Here is a 22,272-nt window from a genome sequence, read left to right on the forward strand (position 1 = left end):
GGCGGGCGTGGACGGCACCGATGCCGCCGAGGGCGTTGGCGCACAGCCACACCTCGCCGAGCGCGCAGGAGGGGCAGTTCCCGCAGGACGGCGCCCAGTTGAGGACGACCGGGTCGCCGGGGGCGACATGGGTGACGCCCTCGCCGACGGCGAGCACGGTGCCCGCGCCCTCGTGGCCGAGGACGGCCGGGAGGGGCACCTTCATGGTGCCGTTGGACAGGGACAGATCGGAGTGGCACACCCCGGCGGCGGTGAGCCGGACCCGGACCTGCCCGGGTCCGGGCTCGGGCAGCTCGATGCCGGTGATCTCCAGCGGGGCGCCGACGGCGGGCACGACGGCGGCTCGGACGGTGGCACGGACGGCCATGACAGATGACTCCCTACGACCCGGAGGGGCTCAGAACTGGAGGGACTTGGTCTGCAGGTACTCGGCCAGGCCGTGGCTGCCGAGCTCCCGGCCCACGCCCGACTGCTTGTAGCCGCCGAACGGAGCCAGCGGGTTGAACCGGCCGCCGTTGATGTCGACCTGCCCGGTCTCCATCCGGCGCGCGAAGGCGACCGCCGTCGCCTCGTCGGCCGCCCAGACCGCGCCCGCCAGGCCGTAGACCGTGCCGTTGGCGATGCGCAGGGCGTCCTCCTCGTCCTCGTAGCGCAGGATCGACAGGACGGGGCCGAAGATCTCCTCCTGGGCGACGGTCATCTCGGGGGTGACGTCGGCGAAGACGGTGGGGCTGACGAAGTAGCCCTGCTCGCGCGGGGCGTCGGGGCCGCCGGCCACCAGCCGGGCGCCCTCGGCGACGCCCTGCGCGATGTACCCGAGCACCCGCTGCTGCTGCTTGGCGTTCACCACCGGGCCGATGCGGTCGCCGTACTTGGCGGCGGCGGCCGCCGCCAGCTCCACCGCCTCCTCGTAGCTGTCGCGGTGGACCAGCATCCGGGTCCAGGCGCTGCACGTCTGGCCGGAGTTGGACATCACGTTGGCGACGCCCACGTTGACCGCCTTGGCCAGGTCGGCGCCGGGCAGGATCACGTTGGCGGACTTGCCGCCCAGCTCCAGGGCGACCTTCTTGATGCCGGAGCCGGCGACCGCGCCGATCTGCCGGCCGACGGCGGTGGAACCGGTGAAGGAGACCAGGTCGACGTCCGGGTGCTCGGCGAGCGTCTGGCCGGCGACCGGGCCGAGCCCGGTGACCAGGTTGAAGACACCGGCCGGGATCCCGGCCCCGTCGACCACCTCGGCGAACAGCTGGGCGGTGAGCGGGGTGTCCTCGGCGGGCTTCAGGACGACCGTGCAGCCAGCGGCGAGCGCGGGGGCGACCTTGGCGACGATCTGGTGCAGCGGGTAGTTCCAGGGGGTGATCGCGGCGACCACGCCGATCGGCTCGTGGAGGACGGTGGAGTTGCCGACCTTCTCCTCGAAGGCGTGCGTGGCGGCCAGTTCGGCGTAGGAGCCCGCGACCGCGACCGGCGCGCCGACGTGGACGGTCTGGGAGAACTTCAGCGGCGAGCCGAGTTCGGCCGTGACCGTCTCGGCGATCTCCTCGGCCCGCGCCACCAGGCCGTCCCGCAGGGCGGTCAGCCGCGCGGCCCGTTCGGCGGGCGGGGTGGCGGCCCAGCCCGGCAGGGCGGTACGGGCGGCCCGTACGGCGTCGTCGACGTCCAGCGCGGTACCGGCCGGCACCTGGCCGATGACCTGCCCGTCGACCGGGTTCACGACGTCGATGACGTCCGCTCCGGCCGCCGGGCGCCAGGCGCCGTCGATGTACATGCCGTCATGTGCCTTCATCGCGTTCCCTCCGGGCGGGCCTCGTCGTCGCCCCCAAACTAGCGCCGTTAGTTTTACGGCACCAGGGGCGCCCCGCATGGCACGGCTCACCCTACCCGGCCGCGGCTCAGAAGTCGACCCGCGCCCGGATGCCCACACGCGACCGCCTCCTGGCCGCACCGCTGCGCGCAGGCGCGCCGGATCTCCCCGGTCCTCCGGTCCCGCGCCGCCGCCTCGGCCACCGGATACAGCAGGACCAGCCGGCACGACCGCTCCTTCCCGACCACGCCGTGCCCGTCCCGCCACTGCCCGCGCCCCTCCTGCACGGTCGGCCCGTCCGGGAGAGCCGGGGTCACTCCCGGTCCGGGGCTCGGTGAACTCCCGCTCCGCGACGGCCGGACCGCCGAGCCGGTGCCAGAGGCGCCGGGGGTTGGGGCGCCCCGGTACGGGGGCGCCCGGGTACGGGGGCGCGAGTGCGGGCGTCCGTTCAGGCCGGCTGGTTGCCGTGGCAGCCCGGGCCGCCGGCTCGGTGCCGTGGCAGCCCAGGAGTGCTGTGCGCCGAGTGCTGTGCGCCGGCGTCCGCTCAGGCCGGCCGGCTGCGGGTGCCGCTCAGGCCTCGCTGCGGCGGCGGGCCCGCGGCGGGCGCACCTCGCGCGCGCCCTCCCCCGCCGCCGGCTGCGCCGGGGCGCGCAGGGCCACCCCGGAGGACAGCAGCAGCAACGCGCCGAGCATCACGAACGGCGCGGCCACCCCCGCCACCCCGGCGACCAGGCCTGCCGTGGCCGGGGCGGCGACCTGGCCGAGGCGGTTGCCGGTCAGCCGCAGGGCGAGCGCGGTGGACCGGGCGTCCTCGGGCGCCGCCTGCACGACCGTCGTCATGGACAGCGGCTGCCCGACGCCGAGGCAGAAGCCGAGCGCGGCCAGCATCAGGGCGAGCGCCCACACCGGCACCGGCACGGCGACGCCCGCGCAGAGCACGGCGGCCAGCAGACAGGTCACGGTGAGCAGCGCGGTGCGGCCGAGCAGCCGCAGCAGCGGGGTGAGCACCAGGCGGCAGGCGATGGTGGCCGCCGCCCGCAGGCTGAGCAGCAGCCCGATCACGGACGGGTCGATGCCCCGGTGCTCGCCGACCACCGGCAGGTAGGCGGTGAGGATGTCGGTGGCGGACAGCACGGAGAGGCTGATCAGGATGCCCGCGGGCACGCCCCGGGCGCGCAGGATGCGGTGCACGGGGACACGGTCGCCCGCGCCCGTACGGGACGTGGAGGCCGTACGGCGGTGCTCGATGCGCCACAGCGAGGTGAAGGCCACCGCGGCGCCCGCCCCCGCGACGAGCAGGGCGAGCGCGCTGCTGCCCGCCCGGTCGGGGCCGCCGATCAGCGCGCCGGCCGCGATCGGGCCGACGAGCTGGCCGAGGGAGGCGCCGATGGTGAAGTGGCCGAAATTGCGGTCCTGTTCGTGTGGCGCGGACTGGCGGGCCACCAGGGACTGGGCGCCGATGACGAAGCAGAGGTGGCCGAGGCCCATCACGCCGCTCCAGACCGCCATGGCCCACAGGGAGCCGGCCAGGCCGCTGAGCGCGCAGCCGCCGGAGATCAGCACGACGCCGGCGGGCAGCAGCGGCGCGCAGCGGCCGTGGTCGGTACGGCGGCCCAGCGGGACCGCGGCGAACAGCGGGAGGAGGGCGTAGACGCCCGCGATCACGCCGATCGCCCGTTCGTCGGCGCCCAGCGCGAGGGCCCGGTAGGAGACGGCGGGCCGGGCCATCGACACCGCCCCCTGCGCGAAGCTGAAGGCGATGACGAGGCGGAGCAGCCAGCCGCGGTTCCCACCGGGCCCCATGGTCGTTACCTCCGGAGGGGAAGGAGTCGAGGGCGACGGACGACGTGGTCGGAAGGACGTCAGATGATGCCGAACAGAATGCCCGCCCCGAGGATGACCAGGCAGGTGAGGGCGGCCCACTTGACCACGAACCGGGTGTGGTCGCCGAACTCGACCTTCGCCATGCCGACCAGCACGTAGACGGCCGGGACGAGCGGGCTGGACATGTGCAGCGGCTGGCCGACGAGGGAGGCGCGGGCCATCTCCAGCGGCGAGACGCCGTGCGCGGCACCGGCCTCGGCGAGGACCGGCAGGACGCCGAAGTAGAAGCCGTCGTTCGACATGAAGTAGGTGAGCGGGAGGCTGAGCACACCGGTGACGAGGGCCATGTGCGGGCCCATGCCCTGGGGGATGACGTCCACCATCCACTTGGCCATGGCGTCGACCATGCCGGTGCCCTGGAGCACGCCGGTGAAGACGGCGGCGGCGAAGACCATGCCGGAGACGTTGAGGACGTTGTCGGCGTGGGCGGCGATGCGGGCCTTCTGGTCGGGGATGCGCGGGAAGTTCACGGAGAGCGCGAGCGCGGCGCCGAGCAGGAACAGCACCGGGATCGGCAGCCACTCCATGATCATGGCGGTGAGCAGGGAGACCGTGAGCAGCGCGTTGAACCAGTAGAGCTTGGGGCGCAGGGTGTCGCGGTGGGGGTCGAGCCCCTGGAAGTCGTCGTCCTCGTCGGCGGAACCGGCGGATGCGGCGGGACCGGAGGCGTCGGCGCCCGTGCTCGCGCCGGAGCCCCCGGTGAGCCGCTCGTCCTCGGCGTCGGCCCCGGAACCGGCGCCCACCAGCACCGTCTCCTTCTCCTCCACCAGCACCTCGTCCAGCGTCAGCACACCGAGCCGCTTGCGCTCGCGCAGACCGAGGACGTAGGAGAGTCCGATCACGAAGAGCAGGCCGACGGCGAGGGCCGGGATCATCGGGACGAAGATGTCGCTGGCGTCCAGCTTGAGCGCGGTGGCGGCGCGGGCGGTGGGGCCGCCCCAGGGCAGCGTGTTCATCACGCCGTTGGCCATGGCGGCGACACCGGTCAGGACGACCAGGCTCATCTTCAGCCGCTTGTAGAGCGGGTACAGCGCGGAGACCGTGATCATGAAGGTGGTCGAGCCGTCGCCGTCCAGCGACACGATCGCGGCGAGCAGGGCCGTCCCGACGACGATCCGCATCGGGTCGGCCTTGCAGAACTTCAGGATGCCTCTGACGATCGGGTCGAAGAGACCGACGTCGATCATCACCCCGAAGTAGACGATCGCGAACATCAGCATCGCCGCGGTGGGAGCGAGGCTGGTGACGCCGTCGATGACGTAGTCGCCCAGGTGGGCGCCCTTGCCGACGAACACGCAGAACAGCGCGGGGATCAGCACGAGCGCCGCGATCGGCGACATCTTCTTCATCATGATCAGGACCAGGAAGGTCGCGATCATGGCGAAGCCGAGGATGGTCAGCATGAGTGGATACCTAACGTTCGCCCTTGAACTCCCACCTGGGCCGGCGGTGCGATGGACGTTAGGTCCCGTCAAGCAGCGTTAACAAGACGTTGACACGCGAGCAATAAGCGCAAAACTGCTGGTCACAGCTTTGCTCAGGTCAACGCCCGGAACAATTCAGGCCATCGGGGCCAGCTCGACGGGAACGCCGTTGAGCACCGCGTTGCCCGACAGCGGGTCCAGCAGGCTGCCGTCGAGGAGCTGGTTGACGTTGACGCCGGGATCGGCCGCGGCATGGCGGAGCCGGGTGCCCGGACGGTCGTGGCCCCAGCCGTGCGGCAGACTCACCACACCCCGCCGCACCGCGTCGGTGACCTCCGCCACGGCCGTGACCGCTCCCCCGGCGCCCTTGACCCGCACGGACGCCCCGTCGCGCACACCGAGCCGTTCGGCGTCCTCCGGGTGGATGTGCAGGGTGCAGCGGTTGGTGCCGCCCGTGAGGGCCGGGATGTTGTGCATCCAGGAGTTGTTGGAGCGCAGGTGGCGGCGGCCGACCAGGAGCAGTCCGGCGGGGCGCTCGGCCATGGCCCGCTTCAGCCGGGGCAGGTCGCCGGCGATCGGGCCGGGCAGCAGCTCCACCTTGCCGGTGCGGGTCCTCAGCGGCTGCGGCAGGCGCGGACGCAGCGGCCCGAGGTCGATGCCGTGCGGGTGGGCGAGCAGTTTCTCCAGCGTCAGCCCGTCCTCGCGGGCGCCGAAGCCGTCGCCGTAGGGGCCGAGGCGCAGCATCAGGTCGAGCCGTCGCTCGGGGCCGCTCTCGCCGGCGAGCTGCGCGGCCAGTTCACGCGGGTCGCGGCCGTGCACCGGGGAGTGCGGGTCCTGGACCGCCCTGCCGAGGGTCTGGTCGATCACCATCGCGTCGACGGCGCCCGGGTCTGCCCCGTGCATGCCCGTCACCGCGAGGACCAGCCGGGCCAGGATCTCCGTCTCGGCCATCCGGCCGGGCTCCAGCGGGATCGCGGGCCGGGTGTAGCGGACCTGGTTGCGGATGGCGAGGGCGTTGAAGGCGAAGTCGTGGTGCGGGCTCTGCGCGGGCGGGGGCGGCGGCAGCACGACGTCGGCGTGCCGGGAGGTCTCGTTGAGGTAGGGGTCGACGCTGACCATGAAGTCGAGGGAGCCGAGCGCCTTGTCGAGGCGGTCGCCGTCGGGCGCGGAGAGCACGGGGTTGGCGGCGACGGCGACGAGCGCGCGGATCGGTTCGCCGTCCTGCGTCGCGGTGTCGATCTCCTCGGCGAGCGCGGAGATGGGCAGCTCGCCCTTCGCCTCGGGGTGCCGGCTCACGCGGGAGTGCCAGCGGCCGAGGGCGAAGCCCTTGCCGGGGCCGGCCGGGCGGGGCGTCCGGTCGGTGGCTGCCTGCGGGAAGAGGGCGCCGCCGGGCCGGTCGAGGTTGCCGGTGAGGATGTTGAGGATGTCGACGAGCCAGCTGGCGAGGGTGCCGTGCGGGACGGTGCAGCTCCCGATCCGGCCGTAGACGGCGGCGGTGGGCGCGGCGGCCAGCTCGCGGGCGAGGAGGCGCGGCACCTCGGGGTCGACGTCGCAGGCGGGGGCGACGGCGTCCGGTGTGAAGTCGCGGAGGGCTGCCCGCAGTTCGTCCAGCCCGTCCAGGTGCGGGGCCAGCTCGCCGACGTCGGCCAGCTCTTCCTCGAACAGCACGTGGGCGGTCGCCGCGAGCAGCAGCGCGTCCGTGCCGGGCCGGATCGCGATGTGCCGGTCGGCGAGCCGGGCGGTGCGGGTGCGGCGCGGGTCGATGACGGTGAGGGTGCCGCCGCGGGCCTTGAGCGCCTTCAGGCGGCCGGGGAAGTCGGGTGCGGTGCACAGGCTGCCGTTGGACTCGAGCGGGTTGGCGCCGATCAGCAGCAGGTGGCCGGTGTGGTCGAGGTCGGGGACGGGGATGGCGCCCGCGTCGCCGTAGAGGAGGCCGCTGGAGACGTGTTTGGGCATCTGGTCGACCGTGGAGGCCGTGAACAGGCTGCGGGTGCCGAGCGCGCCGAGCAGGACCGGCGGGTAGAGGGCGCCGGCCATGGTGTGCACGTTGGGGTTGCCGAGGACGACGCCCACCGCGTGCGGGCCGTGCCGCTCGACCACCGGGCGGATGCCCGCCGCGACCGCGTCGAAGGCCTCCTCCCAGGTGGCTTCGCGCAGTTCGCCGTCCCGGCGCACCAGCGGGGTGCGCAGCCGGTCGGGGTCGCCGTCGACGGCGCCGAAGGAGGCGCCCTTGGGGCAGATGAAGCCCTGGCTGAAGACGTCGTCGCGGTCACCGCGGGCGCCGGTGACCGCGGTGCCCTCGATGGTGAGGGTCAGCCCGCAGGTGGCCTCGCACAACGGACAGATACGCAGAGCGGTGCGGGACACGGGTCCTCCCGGGAGCTGGCGGCGGCGACGGCGCGCGGACGGAGCCGAGCATACCGACCGGTAGGCATGAAAGGGGAGGCCCTTGCGCGACTCCCCTGCGTCCGTCGCGGCTCCCGCGGCGCGGCCGTCAGTCCAGCAGGCGCCCCAGATAGGAGCGCAGCAGCTCCCGCATCTCCGCGATGATCCGCTCGTCCCCCCGCGGGTCCACCCGGAAGGCCAGCTGGACGAGGGTGTCGGCGGTCTCCACGGCGATCAGGAACGTCCGGCGCAGATCCTCGTCGGGGGTGCGGCCGAGGAAGCCGGAGAGCAGGTCGGTCAGCCGGTCGGCGACCCGGTGGTTGGGCTCGCCCTGCCGGGCGCCGACGGGGATCTGGTTGCCGAAGTCGACCAGGGAGAAACCGGGCGCGGTGCGCTTCATGGCCAGGTACTCGTCGAGCACGGCGTCCATGGCCGCCCGCCAGTCCCCGGCCCGGGCGTCCTTCAGCCGCCCGGTGACGCGCTCGGCGTAGCGCTCCAGGTTGCGCTGGGCGAGCGCGTCCGCCATCTGCCGTTTGTTGCCGAAGAAGCGGTAGACCGAGCCGATGGGGACACCGGCGCGCTGGGCGACGGCGCGGGTGCTCAGCGCGTCGTAGCCGACCTCGTCGAGGAGGTCGGCACAGGCGTCGAGGATCCTGGTCAGCCGTTCGGCGCTGCGGCGCTGGACGGGCGCGCGGCGGAGCGTGGTCGCGTGGGGCACGGGCTTCATGATGCCTTTCCGTGGCGGTCCGGTGAACCTCACCCCCCAGTACGGACACCGATGGCCACAGCACTCATCTCGCCGCCGAGTCAGCGCCTCGCCCCGGGCGCCGCGGAGCCCTCCGCGCTCCTCCCGGGTGCCGGTTCGGACGCGGAGACGGTGATGTCGGCGGTGCTCTCGACCGGCTCGCCGTCCACCGCCCACACGGTGCCGTCGTCGGCGTAGAGCCGGGCGGTGACCTGGTGGGTGCCGCGCGGGACGAGGCGGCCGGGCAGCCGGTACTCGGGGCCGCGCAGTTCGGCGACGTACCGGCCGTCGACGAAGAGCCGCGCGGTGCCGCGCCCGGCCACCGCCTCGGCGGGCGCCCGGGCGGGTGAGAAACGGAAGCCGTCGAGGGTCAGCCGGACCCGCCAGCCGCCGTCGGCCGGGGCGGGCTGCACCTCGATGCCGACCTCGGGGGCGTCCTCCTCGTCGACCTGGCGGTAGGGCCGCCCCTGGTCGTCCCTGTCCTCCAGCACCCTGCCCACGGGCGCGGGTGCGCCTCCGCCTCTTCGCTCTTCTGTGTCACCGGTGCCGCAGCCCGCGGATCCGGCCAGTACGAGGACACAGACCGCGAACGCGGCGGTGAATCCGCGCGTCCATGACATGCCGGCGAGCGTAGAACACGGGTGCGACGCGTCGAATCCCCCTCAGGTCTGGTTCTCGTAGTCCTCCGGTAGTCCGCCGAGAGGAGAGGGCGCGGGCCGGCACGGACCCCTTGCGCGGGAGCAACCGCAATCCTACGGTGATCCATAGGAATCAGGCCGACCCTCACCGGCACTCCACCACCGGTACAAGGAGCAGTGATCATGAGCGGGGACGCACGCAAGGCCGCCGAAGGGCTGGCGTACTCTTCCGGGTTCGGCAACGAGCACAGCTCCGAGGCGGTCCCGGGCGCCCTGCCCGAGGGCCGCAACTCACCCCAGCGCGCCCCGCTGGGGCTGTACGCGGAGCAGCTGAGCGGTACGGCGTTCACCGAGCCCCGGGCGCACAACCGCCGCTCCTGGCTGTACCGGATCCGCCCGTCCGCCGCCCACCCGGCGTTCACCCGCACCGGCAACGGCGCGCTGCGCACCGCGCCCTTCAACCAGACGGTGCCCGACCCCAACCGCCTGCGCTGGAACCCGCTCCCGGAGCCCGAGCCCGGCACCGACTTCCTGAAGGGCCTGTGGACTCTGGGGGGCAACGGCGACGTCGCCCAGCGCTCCGGCATGGCCGTGCACCTCTACCACGCCAACGCCTCCATGACCCGCGTCTTCAGCGACGCGGACGGCGAGCTGCTGATCGTCCCGGAGCGCGGCGGGCTCCTGCTGCGCACCGAGTTCGGCCTGCTCCACGCCGAGCCGGGCCATGTGGTGCTGATCCCGCGCGGGGTCCGCTTCCGGGTGGAGCTGCTCGACGAGACCGCCCGCGGCTACGTCTGCGAGAACTACGGCGCCCCCTTCCGCCTCCCCGACCTCGGCCCGATCGGCGCCAACGGACTCGCCAACGCCCGCGACTTCCACGCGCCGGTCGCCGCGTACGAGGACGTCGATGGCCCGGTGGAGGTGGTGAACAAGTTCTGCGGCAACCTCTGGACGGCCACCTACGACCACTCCCCGCTGGACGTGGTCGCCTGGCACGGCAACTACGTTCCGTACGTCTACGACCTGCGCCGCTTCAACGTCATCGGCACCATCTCCTACGACCACCCCGACCCGTCGATCTTCACGGTGCTCACCTCCCCCTCGGACACCCCCGGCCTGGCCGGCGTCGACTTCGTCGTCTTCGCGCCGCGCTGGCTGGTCGGCGAGGACACCTTCCGGCCGCCGTACTTCCACCGGAACGTGATGAGCGAGTACATGGGCCTGATCGAGGGCGCCTACGACGCGAAGGCGGAGGGTTTCGTGCCGGGCGGCGGCTCGCTGCACAACATGATGTCCGCGCACGGACCCGACCGGGAGACGTTCGACAGGGCGAGCGCGGCCGAGCTGAAGCCGCAGAAGATCGACGACGGGCTGGCGTTCATGTTCGAGACCCGCTGGCCGGTGACGCTCACCCCGCAGGCGGCGCAGGCGGACCACCTGCAGCGGGCCTACGACGACGTCTGGCAGGGCCTGGAACGCCACTTCGGCGCGCGCTGACCATGGCGCGCCCCCACGGCCCACTGTTGCACTGACGATTCCGCAACCGGTACGGATGGCCCCGTGACCTCCTTCGCCCCGGACTCCATCGTCCTGAACCGCAAGCTGCCGCTCTGGTACCAGGTGTCGCAGTCGCTGCGCGCCTCGATACTCGGCCGCTCGCCCCGGGACCCGCTGCGGCTGCCCACCGAGGAACAGCTCGCCGGGCACTACGGCGTGAGCGTGCTGACCATGCGGCAGGCGCTGAAGGAACTGGAGGACGAAGGGCTCATCACCCGGCATCGCCGGCGCGGCACGTTCATCGAGCCGAGCGCCCGCCGGGGCTCACCGGTCCGGCTGCTCGGCTCGGTGGACGCGATCGTGGCCCAGCAGTCCGGCATGACGACCGAGCTGCTGGAACACGGCCGCGCCCCCGTGCCCGCCGAGGCCGCGGAGTACTTCCCGGACCTCGCCGAGGCCGCCGCCTACCACCGGCTGCGCAGCGACGCCGAGACCGGCGAGCCGACCAACCACGCCCGCAACTGGGTCCGCCCCGAACTGGCCGACCGCATCGACCTCGACGACCTGGTGCGCTGGCCGATGACGAAGGTGCTGCGCGATGTGGTCGGCGCGGACATCAGCCGGATCACGGACACCGTGGAGGCCCGTCTCGCCGACCCGGAGACCGCCCGGCTGCTCCAGGTGCCGCTGCTCAGCCCGATCCTGCACTACACGGGCGTCACCTACGACGGGGACGGCCGCGTCCTGGACGTGGCCGTCATCCACTACCGCGGCGACCGCTTCTCCTTCACGGTCACCCTGGACGCCACATAGAAGACGGGCCGGGGGCAGGAGACGAAGTTCGTATATCAGGCGGACGTTGGGCGGATCAGTCGGACACAATGCGGCAATGGTTGATCACGTTCCAAGTGCTCCACGTCCGGACTTCCTCAGCAAGCCGTCGCTGAGAGGGGAACAGGTGCTGCTCCGGCCGGTCACGGTGGACGACGTGCCTGCGCTGATGCCGATATTCCTGGATGCGGAGGTATCACGGCTGACCGGCAGTCATGACGACGGCATACCCGATGAGGGTCGCATACGGGCCTGGTACGACAGCCGCCGGGAGCAAGATGACCGGCTGGACCTTGCCGTGGTCGAGCAGGTGACGGGGAACGTCATCGGCGAGGTGGTCCTCAACGAGTGGAATCCGGGTAACGAAAGTTGCAGCTTCCGCATCTGCCTGGTGCCCGGCACTTATGGGTCTGGTCTGGGGACGGAGGCGACCCGTCTGATCGTCGGGTACGGCTTCGAAAAGCTCGGGCTGCACCGCATCGCGCTGGAGGTCTACGCGTCCAATCCGCGAGCTCGCCGCGCATACGAGAAGGTGGGGTTCGTCGCGGAGGGTGTGCTGCGTGACGCACTGCTCTGGGAGGGCGAACGGGTGGACGCGACGGTGATGTCGATCTTGGCTCCGGAGTGGTTCCAGCACGGTGGACGTCCGGAAACAGCCGTCCACGCGTCGGACTGACCGTGCCGCTGACGTCAGGCGCCCGTTGTTCCGCTCATGATGACCGCATCATTCACCCGTCATGGCATAGAACAATCCCGCGGCCGCCAGGATCGTGCCGATCACCCGGAAGGCGAGCCTGTTGGATGCCTCGAACCGTCCGCCGGACCGTCTGCTGAGTGTGCTCGCCACACGCGGGCCCATGAGGGCTGTAGCCAGCCCGAACAGGGTGATGAGAGCGCCCACGACAATGACCAAAACGACAGCTCCTGGTATTCGGCGGCGAGGGCCTCTCTGTAGGAGAAGCCCTCGCACGCGTGCTTGTGTGGTCAGCGACGCCGCTTGGCGTACATGATGCCGACGAAGATCATGGCGACGATGAACATGCCGATGGCCAGGTAGGGAGACCACGACGGCCCGTCGGGTCGGTCATTGGCGACTTCGATGAGAGCAAGCATGCAGGGTCTCCCGAGCTGTCAGAAGGTGTATTTGGCGGTACCTGAGCACTTGCCGGTGCTGCCGCCTGTGCCCACGCCCTCGCTGCCGTCAGTGCTCACGGACGCTTCGAGCGGTCCGAAGCCGCAAGCGACTTCCCCCGTCCACCCTCGGTCGGCCGAGCCGGATGCGAGACTGGCATCGGCGCTGCCACCAGGTGTACCGACGCCGGCACTGACATAGGGATGGACACCGCCGTCCTCGTTGATGCTCACGCCGGCGCCGCCGCAGATCCAGAAGCAGGCTTCGCCGCCGATGTCCAACGACAGCAGACCATTGGGGTCGATGCGGTTGACGGGGTCGCCTTCGGCGTAGAGGTAGGGGTTCTTCTCTTGGCCGGAGGGGTCGGGCTGGGTGAAGCGGCCGATGTTGGCGTCGTAGTAGCGGGCCTGGAAGTGGTAGAGGCCGGTGGGGTCCTGGTAGCCGCCGGCGAAGCGGTAGGGCTGGGCGATCGGTTCGGAGGACTGGGCGAGGATGCGGACGCCGCGGGGGCTGTAGGTGTAGGTGTTGACCTTGTTGCCGTCCGCGTCCGCCAGGGCGACCACGCTGCCGATGGCGTCCGTGAGGTAGAAGTACGTCTTGCCCCCGGTCGTCATGGAGTTCAAGGTGCCCCCGGGCTCGCGGTTGAATCCCATGTCCACACCGGCGGTCGTCTTCGCCGACAGGCCGAGCGGCCCGTTGTGGAAGAAGGTGTCACCGAGACGGATACGTTCGCTCTGGTCGGTGGAGCCGTACTGCCCCGCGTACGCCTTGGCGGCGACCGTGATCGACGACATCTGCGAGTGGTCGGTCCACTGCTCGCCGGTGCGGGCGTAGTCGTCGGTGGAGGCGCCGGCGGTCTCGTTGCCGATCTGGTCGTAGGACCAGGGGCCGCTGGTGGTGGACTTGGCCGTCAGCTGCTGGGCGTCGTTGTAGGAGTAGGTGGTGCCGCGCGGGCAGCCCTGGTCGGTGCCCTGCGAGGTGAGGTTGCCGGCCAGGTCGTAGCAGTACTGCCAGGAATCCGTGATCGCCCCGGCCTTCTCCTCCTTGGCGTAGGAGAAGCGGCCCGCCCCGTCGTAGGAGTACGTCCGCTTGGTGCCGCGGACGGTGTCCGTGGAGGTGCGGATCTTGCCGCCGTCGGTGGCGGCGTTCGCGCCGTAGCCGTACGTGTAGGCCAGGTCGATCAGGGTGCCCTGGGGTGAGGTGGCTCTGATCGAGGTGGGACGGCTGGACTTGTCGACGTCGACCTTGTGCACCGTGCCGCCGGGGTAGGTGGTCGTGGTGCGGACGTCGTTGTTGTTGTAGGTGTAGGTCGTGATCCGGCCCTGCGGGTCCTTCAGCTGCGTGAGCTTGTTGACCTCGTTCCAGGTGTAGTCGACCGTACCGGCCGGGTCCCGGTAGTAGTCGACGTTGCCGGCCGGGGTGTAGGCGAGCAGGGTCTGGGAGCCGTCCTGGAGGTGGCGGACCGTCTCACGCTGGAGCGGGTCGAACTCGTACTTGGTCATGCCGGTGCCGTCGGAGCGCTGGACGAGGTTGCCGTCGCCGTCGTACCAGTACTCGACCTTCACCGTGCTCGGCGAGGTCACGGTGCGGATGCGGTCGAGGTTGTCATAGGTGTACGTGATCGTGACGCCACGGGCGTCCGTGACCGTCTTGGTGCGGCCCAGGTCGTCGTAGGTGAAGGTGGTCCGGGCCAGCGGGGCAGGGGGCTGGACCCAGTCCAGGTTGCCCTTGCCGTCGTAGTGGAAGTCGGTGACGACGGTCTTCGTCGACGTCATCTTCGTCCTGGCCTTGCAGCGCTGGCCCTCGAAGCCGCCGCAGGTCGGGGTAGCGGGGTTGTAGTCGAAGGAGACACTGCCGCCGCCGGTGCCGGTCTGCGCCACCGAGGTGGTGTTGCCGACCGTGTCGTAGGTGAAGGCCGTCTTCTCGCCGTCGGCGTTCGTGGAGTCCTTCGGCACGTCCCCGCCGGCGATCGTCTGCCACGTGTTCACCGTTTTCGCCCCGGTGGGCACGGCGACGGACGCGAGGTTGTTGCGGGCGTCGAAGCCGTAGTCCGTGACGTTGCCGGGCGTCGTACCCGACCCCATCGCGTCGGTGGCGGTGTCGATGTTGTGGTTGGCGTCGAACTTGGTCGACCGCGTGCGCTGGAGATGGTCGGTGACCTCGGTGACCCGGCCGTCGCCGTCGTGCGCGTACTTGGTGGAGTGCAGCTCCGGGTCCTTGGCCGTCGTCGTGCCCGCCGCGGTCGGCGAGGCGGCCGTGTAGCTGTAGGTCCAGGTGGGGCCGGTGTGGCCGTCGCTGTTGAAGCCCGTGCCGCGCAGCATGGAGGTGACGCGGTTGACGTCGTCGTAGGTGAAGACGGTCACCCGTCCCTCGTCCGTGGTGATCTTGCCGATGCGGCCGGAGGAGTCGTAGTGGAAGGTGACCGTCTTGCCCTCGGTGTCGGTGGTGGTGGCCAGGTTGCCGGACGCGTCGAGGTTGTGGACGGCGGTGCGGCCGGTGTTGTCCTTGGCCTGCCACTGGGAAGGAGAGGTCTTCACGAGGTCGATCCAGCGGCCCGAGCGGGTCTCGGTCAGCTTGAATCCCTTGTTCTCACCGCTGACGTCGTGCTGGGTGACGGTGATCGTGCCCTTGTTGCGGTCGGTGACTTTCGTCAGGGTCCCGTATTGGTTGTAGGTCTCCTTCGACCCTGACTTCCACTTGGTCAGGGTGTAGGTGCCGTCCGTGTTCTTCCGCAGATCCTGCGAGTAGCCCTTCGGCGTGGTGAATGTGCCGTCGCTGTTCTTGGTGAAGCGGACAGTGGCGCCGGAGGCGTCGTAGAAGATCACCTCTGTGCTGGAGGCCGACAGGTAACGCTCGTACTGCTGCCACCAGCGCTGCGAGACGCGGCCCCACGGGGCGTCCAGCGAGTTGTACGTCCGTGCCAGCTGCAAGCGCTGCCCGACGCCCGCGATGTCGAAGTCCGTAGCCGTCAGCATCAGGTTGCCGGTCGAGTAGTCGATCCTCGCTCTGAGTGTGTCCGTGATGGCGAAGCTCGTGTAACGGTGCCAGGGGACATCACCTTGCCCGTCCGGGACGATGCTCGTCGTCGAGCTGGAGGCGGCCGTCGTGCGGGACGAGGTGTGCTTGGCACCGGCCGACCCGTTCACGGGGCGCTCGACGCGCTCGCGCTGCTCCCGCTGCCACGGCACGTAGAGCTCATCCGTCGGGTTCTTCGACGGCTCGGACTGCACCGGGCGGTTGGGGCCGACCTTCACCGCGGGCATTTCGAAGTCCGGGCTGCTCGGGCCCCAGGCCGAAACCGGTCGGTCGGCGGCGGTGGCCGTGTTCGCGCCGGGCAGTACGGCGGTGGCCAGGGCAGCCGCCGTCAGTGCCGCCGCGGCTGCGGCTGATCTTTTCCGGGCACGCCGAAACGGCATGCCAAAGGCACGCTTGTGCATGGCTTTCCCCCACAGGAAGACAGACCCCGACGACCCTCTGGCCAGCGGGCGCCCACAACCTGTCACAGCAATCGCACAAAGATCCGCACCCTTCCCGCTAACTCCCCGCTCATGCGGGCAGGAATCGGACCGTCCCCTTAGTCTGCGGTTTCCCCATCCATCGGGGCCTCAGCGCGAGGACGGCCCGCTCAGGAAGGATCGTGGGGTCTGTCAGGTCCTCGGTATCAGACGGAAAAGTGCCTATGCGGCAACGGTTTCCGACATGGCTGACGACCTGGTGGGATCGCGGAGCAAGAACTCACGCTCCTGCTTTCACCGTCTCAGGAGCCGGGGTACATGCCCCGGAGAGAGCCGATCGCCACGCCGATGACCCTCGCGTCGACAATGAGCCCGAAGACCTGGCCCGGCCCCGGCCCGTCGTACGATGCCGGGCGTGACGTACGACGACGCTCCGCCGCTGGCGGACCTCATGCCGTGGTCCGTCGCACCTCCCCGGCTCGGCCGGGGGTGGCCGGCGGCTCCCGACCCCGGCTCGCTCAAGGCCCGCTGGAACGCGCTCGTCCGGGCCGAGGGCGCCGACCGGGAGGCGCTGTTCGAGCCGTCCCGCGCCCGCACCCTGCACACCGCGGTCGCCCAGCTGCCCGGCCAGTCCACCGGCACGGAACGCCTGCTGCGCGCCACGGGTCCCTGCCCGGAGCCGGTCCGCGTCCTGCGCGCCCCCTTCGACGAGCAGTGGCTCCTGCCCGACCACCGCCTCATCGACGCCGCCCGCCCGGAGCTGTGGCGGGTGGCCGGACCCCACCAGGTCTTCGCCGTGGAACACCCGAACGACCCGGCGCTGCCGCTCCTGGCGACCTCCGTCCTCCCCCTGCTCGGCCCCGTCCGCCCTCTCCACCGCCGCCCCGACGGCACCGAACCCAACCTGGCCCCGGGGCTCCTGGACCACCTGGCCGGCCGCCTCGGCCACACGGTGGCCCCGCTGGACGTCCTCGCCTGGACCGTGGCGACGACCGGCCCCGGCCTCACCGTCCCCCTCACCGCGGACCCCGGCCTCTGGGCCGAGGGCCTGGCCCTCGGCCGTCGCCTGCTGTGGCTCATGCGCCGCGACGGCGAACGCCCGAAGCTGCCGGGCGGCCGCCGCCCCTACGTCCGCGCCCCGCTGCCCGCCCGGCCCGCGGCCCTGCGCTACGACCGCGAGGAGGAGGCCCTGCACCTCGACGAGGGCCGCATCTCCCCGGTGCCGCCGCAGGCCTGGGACTTCGAGGCGGGCGGAGTACGCGTCCTGGAGCACTGGTTCACCGCCCGCACCGCCCCCGCCGAACCGGGAACCCTGACAGCCGTCCGCCCGGCGACGTGGCCGCAGACCTGGACATCGGAACTATTGGAGCTGATCACGGTCCTGACCCTGATCGCGGAACTGCGCCCGCGGCGGGAACAGCTCACGCCCACGTCGCCCATCACGGCGACGGAGCTGCGAGAGGCGGGCGTCCTTCCCGTACCGGAGCAGGCCCGCCGCCCGGCCTCGGTCCTGAACGCGCGGGAGGAAGGCCCGGAAGGCCAACTGGCCTTGCTCTGACCCACTCGGACTCGCTTCACCCCCGCGGCGCGAACCCGCCCCCCCGGTCGCCGGGTCGCTGGCGTGGTGCGCGCTGCTCATCGCCGTCTTCGCTCCCGCGGCCGTGCGCCGGTACGCGCACGGGATCCGGTAGCGGCGCAGGAGTCCTGCCCTGCTGACAAAGGACCGGGGCGCGAGCCATGATCCACCCCATGGAGCGTCTCCCCCTGCCCCTGGAGGGCATCACCGTCGTCGCCGTCGAACAGGCCGTCTCGGCCCCGTTCGCCACCCGTCAGCTCGCCGACCTCGGCGCCCGGGTGATCAAGGTCGAGCGGGTCGACGGCGGTGACTTCGCGCGTGGCTACGACACCGCCGCCCGCGGCCTGGCCTCGCACTTCGTGTGGTGCAACCGCGGCAAGGAGTCGATCGCGCTGGACCTGAAGGACCCGCGCGGACAGGAGGTCGTACGGCGGCTCGTCGCGGACGCGGACGTGTTCGTGCAGAACCTCGCGCAGGGGGCGGCTGCCCGGCTGGGCCTGGACGCGGCGACGCTGTGCGCGGCGCACCCGCGGCTGGTGGCGGTGGACATCTCGGGGTACGGGGCGTCGGGGCCGTACGCCGACAAGCGGGCCTACGACATGCTCGTGCAGTGCGAGGCGGGCCTGGTGTCGGTGACCGGGACGCCGGAGCAGCCGGTGAAGGCGGGGATCCCTGCGGCGGACATCGCGGCGGCCATGTACGCCTTCTCCGGGGTGCTGGCCGCGCTGGTGCGCCGGGGGACGACCGGGCGCGGCGGGCCGGTGGAGATCTCGATGCTGGAGTCGCTGGCGGAGTGGATGGGCCATCCGCTGCACCACGCGATGCACGACGGCACTCCCCCGGCGCGCACCGGTCTGGCGCACGCGGTGATCGCGCCGTACGACGCCTACGGCACGGCGGACGGGGGCCGGGTGCTGCTGTCGGTGCAGAACGACCGGGAGTGGCGGCGGCTGGCCGAACAGGTGGTGGGCCGGCCGGAGCTGGGGACGGATCCGGCGTACGCGACCAACGCGGCGCGGGTGGCGAACCGGGAGCGGACGGACGAGCTGGTGGCGAAGGCGTTGGGGGCGCTCGACGCCGACGAGGCGCTGGCGCGGCTGGAGGGCGCGGGGATCGCCTGTGCGCGACTGCGGGACGTCCGGGAGGTGGCGGAGCATCCGCAGCTCGCGGCGCGGGACCGGTGGCGGGAGGTGGAGTCGCCGGTGGGGCCGCTGCGGGCACTGCTGCCGCCGATCACCCTGCCGGGTGGGGACACCGCACGGATGGGCGACGTCCCCGCGCTCGGCCAGCACACCGGGGCGCTGCTGCGTGCCGTGGGGATGACGGACGACGAGATCGCAGCCTTGCGCCGGGACGGTGTGGTGGCCTGAGCGCGGGTCCGGGAAGCGGCCCTCGGGGAACGCCCGTACCGGTCAGTGACCGCCGAACAGGGTGCGGCGGAGCCGGCGCAGCGGGGCGAAGAGCGAGACGCGGCTCACTCGGGCGCCCGTGGCGCTGGGGCGGTGCGCTGGCTCGCGCGCGGTCAGCTCACGCATCAGCGAGGTCGCCTCGGCCGTCTTCTGCTGCGGCACGGCGGGACCCGCCAGCACCGCGAGATGGCGGTCGAGGCGCGTACTGGTCGCGCTGCTTCCGCAGGTGATCGCAGGGACCCTCGCCCTGCTGCGCACAGTTATCTGTTCCATGTCACTCCCCACCCGTACGAGTCCACCCGGCCCGGGCAGGGTAACCCTATCGCCCCCTCGGGGCACTCGTGCATCGCGGTCACAGGAAACACCTTCCCCGTAAGGGTGTTGACGATCCCTCCTCGATTACTCTCCGAATCCGACCGATTTCAGGGCGAGTTGGACAACAGGTTTCGTGGTCGGCCGATCCGATCCTCCGTCGGGTTCGATCGTCACGGCGAGTGATGTCGCCGCCCTGTCCAGGTCCGACGCGACCAGCGGCGTGTCGCCGTCGAACAGGCCCAGGGAGCGCGGTTGCGCATGGGGGCGCATGACCCACAGCTGGTGCACGCGTTCCCCGGGCGGCTCGCCGTATCCGCGCAGGGTCACCACCGCACGCCCCTCGGACGCGGAAGCGATCACTCCGATCGTGCCGCCCCGCCCGTCCCGGCCGGAGGCCGCGCGGGCGTCCCCGGCGGCCAGGACGTGGGCGATCTCACGTGCCCGGTCCCGCTCCACGGCCAGTTCGTCCCGGGTCCGGTCCGCCTGCACGGCGAAGAGCGCGGCGACGACGAGGGCCGCGGCGGCGGTCGCGGTCGCGAACGGCACGAACAGGGGGCGCGGACGAGACCTGCGGGCGCGGGCGGGCGGCGGGCGCGTGCCCCAGACGTGCGGCGGCAGCCGCGGGGCGTGCGCGGCGGCCGGAGCCGGTTCCTGCGGTGTGGTGCGTACGGCCGACAGGACCCGGTCCCGCAGGCCGGGCGGCGCGGGCTCGGCCGCCGACCAGGCCAGCCGCACCGCGTCCTCGGCCAAGGCCCGCACCTCGGCGGCGCACCGCCCGCAGCGGGCCAGATGCCGCTCGAAGCGGTGCCGTTCCCCGGGGCCGAGGGCGTCGAGCGCGTAGGGCGCGGCGAGGGAGTGGGGGTCCTCGCGGCCCAGGAGACGGTCCAGGACGCTCATGCCGCACCTCCGAGACAGTCCCGCAGCCGGGTCAGGCCGTCCCGCATCCGGGTCTTCACCGTGCCCAGCGGCAGCGACAGCCGTTCGGCGACCTCACGGTAGGTGTAGCCCTCGTAGTAGGCGAGGGTGACCGACTGCCGCTGCAGGGCGGTGAGCCGGTGCAGGCAGCGGCGCACCCACTCGCGTTCGAGTCCGGCCTCCACCTCCTCGGCGACCTGGTCGAAGGCGGGCGCCTGGGCGCGCAACGCCTCCCGCTGCTCCCGGTCGACGGCCGCGCGGGCGCTGCGCACCCGGTCGACGGCGCGCCGGTGGGCGAGGGTGAGCACCCAGGCGAGCGCGCTGCCGCGCCGGGGGTCGAACCGCCCGGCGGACCGCCAGAGTTCGAGCAGCACCTCCTGGGCCACCTCCTCGGACTGGGCCGGATCCCGCACCACGCGTTTCACCAGCCCGAAGACCGGGCCGGACACCAGTGCGTAGAGATCCTCGAAGGCCCGCTGGTCGCCGCCCGCCACGCGCAGCAGAAGCTCGTCCGCCTCCACCCGCTCCCCCTCCCTGTCACCTCTCGGACGGGAGTACGGATCAGCGCGCCGAAAACGCGGGTCGCGCGCGAGGAAATGACGGAGGAGAAGTTTTCCGTCCACCGACCAATCCGGCCGGCGGTCCGCTGCGAATCCCCGGCGTCAGGCACATCGGCACGGAGGACGGACGGCATGACAGCTATCTCCAGGAGCGGGGCGGGACGCGGCGTCGCCGCCCTCGTGTGTGGCGCGCTGGCCGCCGGGGGGCTCGCAGCCGCCGGCGTGGCCGCGCTGGAGCCGGGGGAGGCCGCCGCCTCCAGTCACCGGGAGGCGCCGCTGATCTCGGGCACCCCGCAGTACGACACCACGGACCTGTACGCGTTCGTGAGCCCGGACCGGCCGGACACCACGACGATCGTCGCCGACTGGATCCCCTTCGAGGAGCCGGCCGGCGGACCGAACTTCTTCCCCTTCGCGGAGGACGCCCAGTACGACCTGCGGGTCGACAACGACGGCGACGCGCGGGAGGACCTGGTGTTCCGCTACACCTTCCGCACGCACGTCAAGAACGGGAACACCTTCCTGTACAACACCGGTCCGGTCGACAGCCTGGACGACCCCGACCTCAACGTCACCCAGACGTACGACCTCGAACTGATCCGGCTGAAGAACCTGCGGGCGGTGTCCCGCACGAAGATCGCCGACGAGGTGCCGGTGGCGCCGTCGAACGTCGGCAAGGCGTCGATGCCGGACTACGCCAAGCTCCGCCGGCAGGCCGTGCACAAGCTGGCGGGCGGCGCCCAGACGTTCGCCGGGCAGGCGGACGACCCGTTCTTCCTGGACCTGCGCGTCTTCGACCTGCTGTACGGCGGCAACCTCACCGAGGTCGGCAACGACACCCTCAAGGGCTACAACGTCAACTCCATCGCCCTCCAGGTGCCGACCCACATGATCACCGAGTCGGCGCACCAGCCGGTCGTCGGCATCTGGTCCACCACCCAGCGCCGCACCGCCAAGGGCGGGTTCACCCAGGTGTCCCGGCTGGGCAATCCGCTGGTGAACGAGGTCGTCAACCCGCAGAAGGACAAGGACGTGTTCAACGCGTCCACCCCCCGGGACGACGCGAAGTTCCTGAAGAACGTCACCAACCCGGAACTGCCGAAGCTGATCGAGGCGATCTACAAGATCAAGGCGCCGGCCGAGCCCCGCAACGACCTCGTCGACGTCTTCCTCAAGGGCGTGCAGGACCTCAACCAGCCCCCACACGTGACCCCGGCGGAGCAGCTGCGCCTGAACACCTCCGTCAAGCCCGCGAAGCACCCCGAGCGGCTCGGCGTCCTCGACGGCGACACCGCCGGCTTCCCGAACGGGCGGCGGCTCACCGACGACGTGATCGACATCGCCCTCCAGGTCGTCGAGGGCGAACTGGTCGGCGCCGAGAACGACCTGGGGGACGCGGTCGACGCGAACGACAGGAAGTTCGAGAAGGCCTTCCCGTACGTCGCCCTGCCGACGGAGGGCTCGCGCGGCCCGCTCGCCAAGGGCACCTCGGGCGACGCGGACGTCCGCAGCCAGCTGGGGGACGCCCTGCGCCCGGCCGGCTCCGCCGGGGACGACGACACCCCGCTCATCGCCGCCTCGGCGGGCGCGGGCGCGGTGGGCGTGCTGCTGATCGGCGCCGGGCTGGCCTGGTGGCGCCGCGGCCGGGGCCGCGCCTACTGACGGCCCCCTCCGGACCGGCGCGGCCCGCTCCCTCCCCAAC

19 protein-coding genes and 2 pseudogenes are annotated in these 22,272 nt (G+C 71.9%); 7 read left to right on the forward strand and 14 right to left on the reverse strand.

Annotation, left to right across the window (positions count from 1 at the left end; all coding sequences use genetic code 11):
• The 8 genes from CCN42_RS19855 to CCN42_RS19890 form a co-directional block, all read right to left on the reverse strand.
• Positions 1–367: alcohol dehydrogenase catalytic domain-containing protein (locus CCN42_RS19855; RefSeq protein WP_158102109.1), on the reverse strand; the 367-nt coding region annotated here is incomplete at its 3' end.
• A 30-nt stretch (positions 368–397) separates the two neighbouring features.
• Positions 398–1,786: an aldehyde dehydrogenase family protein gene (locus tag CCN42_RS19860; protein WP_086737479.1), complete on the reverse strand. Its 1,389-nt coding sequence runs from the start codon at positions 1,784–1,786 to the stop codon at positions 398–400.
• Positions 1,787–1,872: 86 nt separating this feature from the next.
• Positions 1,873–2,121 carry a DUF3574 domain-containing protein gene (locus tag CCN42_RS44570; protein ID WP_339384348.1) on the reverse strand — a complete coding sequence of 83 codons (249 nt, stop codon included), beginning with the start codon at positions 2,119–2,121 and terminating at the stop codon, positions 1,873–1,875.
• A gap of 253 nt (positions 2,122–2,374) precedes the next feature.
• On the reverse strand, positions 2,375–3,607 hold the full coding sequence (locus CCN42_RS19870) for an MFS transporter (protein ID WP_086737483.1): 1,233 nt from the start codon (positions 3,605–3,607) through the stop codon (positions 2,375–2,377).
• Between the two features lie 59 nt (positions 3,608–3,666).
• Complete coding sequence (locus CCN42_RS19875; protein WP_086737485.1) at positions 3,667–5,091, reverse strand: CitMHS family transporter; 1,425 nt, start codon at positions 5,089–5,091, stop codon at positions 3,667–3,669.
• Between the two features lie 156 nt (positions 5,092–5,247).
• Positions 5,248–7,479 carry a molybdopterin oxidoreductase family protein gene (locus CCN42_RS19880; protein ID WP_086737487.1) on the reverse strand — a complete coding sequence of 744 codons (2,232 nt, stop codon included), beginning with the start codon at positions 7,477–7,479 and terminating at the stop codon, positions 5,248–5,250.
• A gap of 127 nt (positions 7,480–7,606) precedes the next feature.
• Positions 7,607–8,224: a TetR/AcrR family transcriptional regulator gene (locus tag CCN42_RS19885; protein ID WP_086737489.1), complete on the reverse strand. Its 618-nt coding sequence runs from the start codon at positions 8,222–8,224 to the stop codon at positions 7,607–7,609.
• An 80-nt stretch (positions 8,225–8,304) separates the two neighbouring features.
• Positions 8,305–8,862, reverse strand: a complete 558-nt coding sequence (locus tag CCN42_RS19890; RefSeq protein WP_086737491.1) for a hypothetical protein — start codon at positions 8,860–8,862, stop codon at positions 8,305–8,307.
• 201 nt (positions 8,863–9,063) lie between these two features.
• On the opposite strand from CCN42_RS19890, the gene hmgA reads away from it, so the two are divergent.
• The 3 genes from hmgA (at position 9,064) to CCN42_RS19905 (ending at position 11,884) form a co-directional block, all read left to right on the forward strand.
• Positions 9,064–10,377, forward strand: a complete 1,314-nt coding sequence (gene hmgA / locus CCN42_RS19895; protein WP_086737505.1) for a homogentisate 1,2-dioxygenase — start codon at positions 9,064–9,066, stop codon at positions 10,375–10,377.
• Between the two features lie 63 nt (positions 10,378–10,440).
• Positions 10,441–11,190 carry a GntR family transcriptional regulator gene (locus CCN42_RS19900; protein WP_086170147.1) on the forward strand — a complete coding sequence of 250 codons (750 nt, stop codon included), beginning with the start codon at positions 10,441–10,443 and terminating at the stop codon, positions 11,188–11,190.
• A 76-nt stretch (positions 11,191–11,266) separates the two neighbouring features.
• A complete protein-coding gene (locus CCN42_RS19905) occupies positions 11,267–11,884 on the forward strand; it encodes a GNAT family N-acetyltransferase (RefSeq protein WP_086737493.1) in 618 nt (205 codons plus the stop codon).
• Positions 11,885–11,932: 48 nt separating this feature from the next.
• On the opposite strand, the gene CCN42_RS42610 is transcribed toward CCN42_RS19905, so the two are convergent.
• From CCN42_RS42610 to CCN42_RS19915, 3 genes are all read right to left on the reverse strand, one after another.
• Positions 11,933–12,109: a hypothetical protein gene (locus tag CCN42_RS42610; RefSeq protein WP_158102110.1), complete on the reverse strand. Its 177-nt coding sequence runs from the start codon at positions 12,107–12,109 to the stop codon at positions 11,933–11,935.
• Between the two features lie 83 nt (positions 12,110–12,192).
• Complete coding sequence (locus CCN42_RS45665) at positions 12,193–12,321, reverse strand: hypothetical protein (RefSeq protein ID WP_281259510.1); 129 nt, start codon at positions 12,319–12,321, stop codon at positions 12,193–12,195.
• An 18-nt stretch (positions 12,322–12,339) separates the two neighbouring features.
• Positions 12,340–15,603, reverse strand: coding sequence for an RHS repeat-associated core domain-containing protein (locus CCN42_RS19915; RefSeq protein ID WP_245877380.1), 3,264 nt, complete (start codon positions 15,601–15,603; stop codon positions 12,340–12,342).
• Between the two features lie 598 nt (positions 15,604–16,201).
• Here CCN42_RS19915 and CCN42_RS19920 point away from each other — a divergent pair.
• The 3 genes and pseudogenes from CCN42_RS19920 (at position 16,202) to CCN42_RS19925 (ending at position 18,741) form a co-directional block, all read left to right on the forward strand.
• Positions 16,202–17,353 carry a type ISP restriction/modification enzyme gene (locus tag CCN42_RS19920; protein WP_086737498.1) on the forward strand — a complete coding sequence of 384 codons (1,152 nt, stop codon included), beginning with the start codon at positions 16,202–16,204 and terminating at the stop codon, positions 17,351–17,353.
• A gap of 37 nt (positions 17,354–17,390) precedes the next feature.
• Positions 17,391–17,486 (forward strand): annotated as a pseudogene (locus CCN42_RS44575) (ABC transporter permease); the annotation flags it as partial.
• A gap of 58 nt (positions 17,487–17,544) precedes the next feature.
• The gene (locus CCN42_RS19925; protein ID WP_086737507.1) at positions 17,545–18,741 is read left to right on the forward strand and encodes a CaiB/BaiF CoA transferase family protein; all 1,197 of its coding nucleotides are present in this window, start codon (positions 17,545–17,547) and stop codon (positions 18,739–18,741) included.
• 42 nt (positions 18,742–18,783) lie between these two features.
• On the opposite strand, the gene CCN42_RS19930 is transcribed toward CCN42_RS19925, so the two are convergent.
• The 3 genes and pseudogenes from CCN42_RS19930 to CCN42_RS19940 all read right to left on the reverse strand — a co-directional run.
• Positions 18,784–19,053 (reverse strand): hypothetical protein, encoded by a 270-nt coding sequence (locus tag CCN42_RS19930; RefSeq protein ID WP_073942132.1) that lies wholly within the window; start codon positions 19,051–19,053, stop codon positions 18,784–18,786.
• A 126-nt stretch (positions 19,054–19,179) separates the two neighbouring features.
• Positions 19,180–19,992, reverse strand: a complete 813-nt coding sequence (locus tag CCN42_RS19935; RefSeq protein WP_086737500.1) for an anti-sigma factor — start codon at positions 19,990–19,992, stop codon at positions 19,180–19,182.
• Positions 19,989–20,540 (reverse strand): annotated as a pseudogene (locus CCN42_RS19940) (sigma-70 family RNA polymerase sigma factor); the annotation flags it as partial. The gene CCN42_RS19935 and the pseudogene CCN42_RS19940, both read right to left, overlap by 4 nt.
• Positions 20,541–20,702: 162 nt before the next feature.
• Here CCN42_RS19940 and CCN42_RS19945 point away from each other — a divergent pair.
• Positions 20,703–22,232: a DUF4331 domain-containing protein gene (locus tag CCN42_RS19945; protein ID WP_086737503.1), complete on the forward strand. Its 1,530-nt coding sequence runs from the start codon at positions 20,703–20,705 to the stop codon at positions 22,230–22,232.
• The last annotated feature ends 40 nt before the right edge of the window (positions 22,233–22,272 follow it).

Source organism: Streptomyces glaucescens (assembly GCF_002154375.1).
GTDB classification, from domain to species: domain Bacteria; phylum Actinomycetota; class Actinomycetes; order Streptomycetales; family Streptomycetaceae; genus Streptomyces; species Streptomyces glaucescens.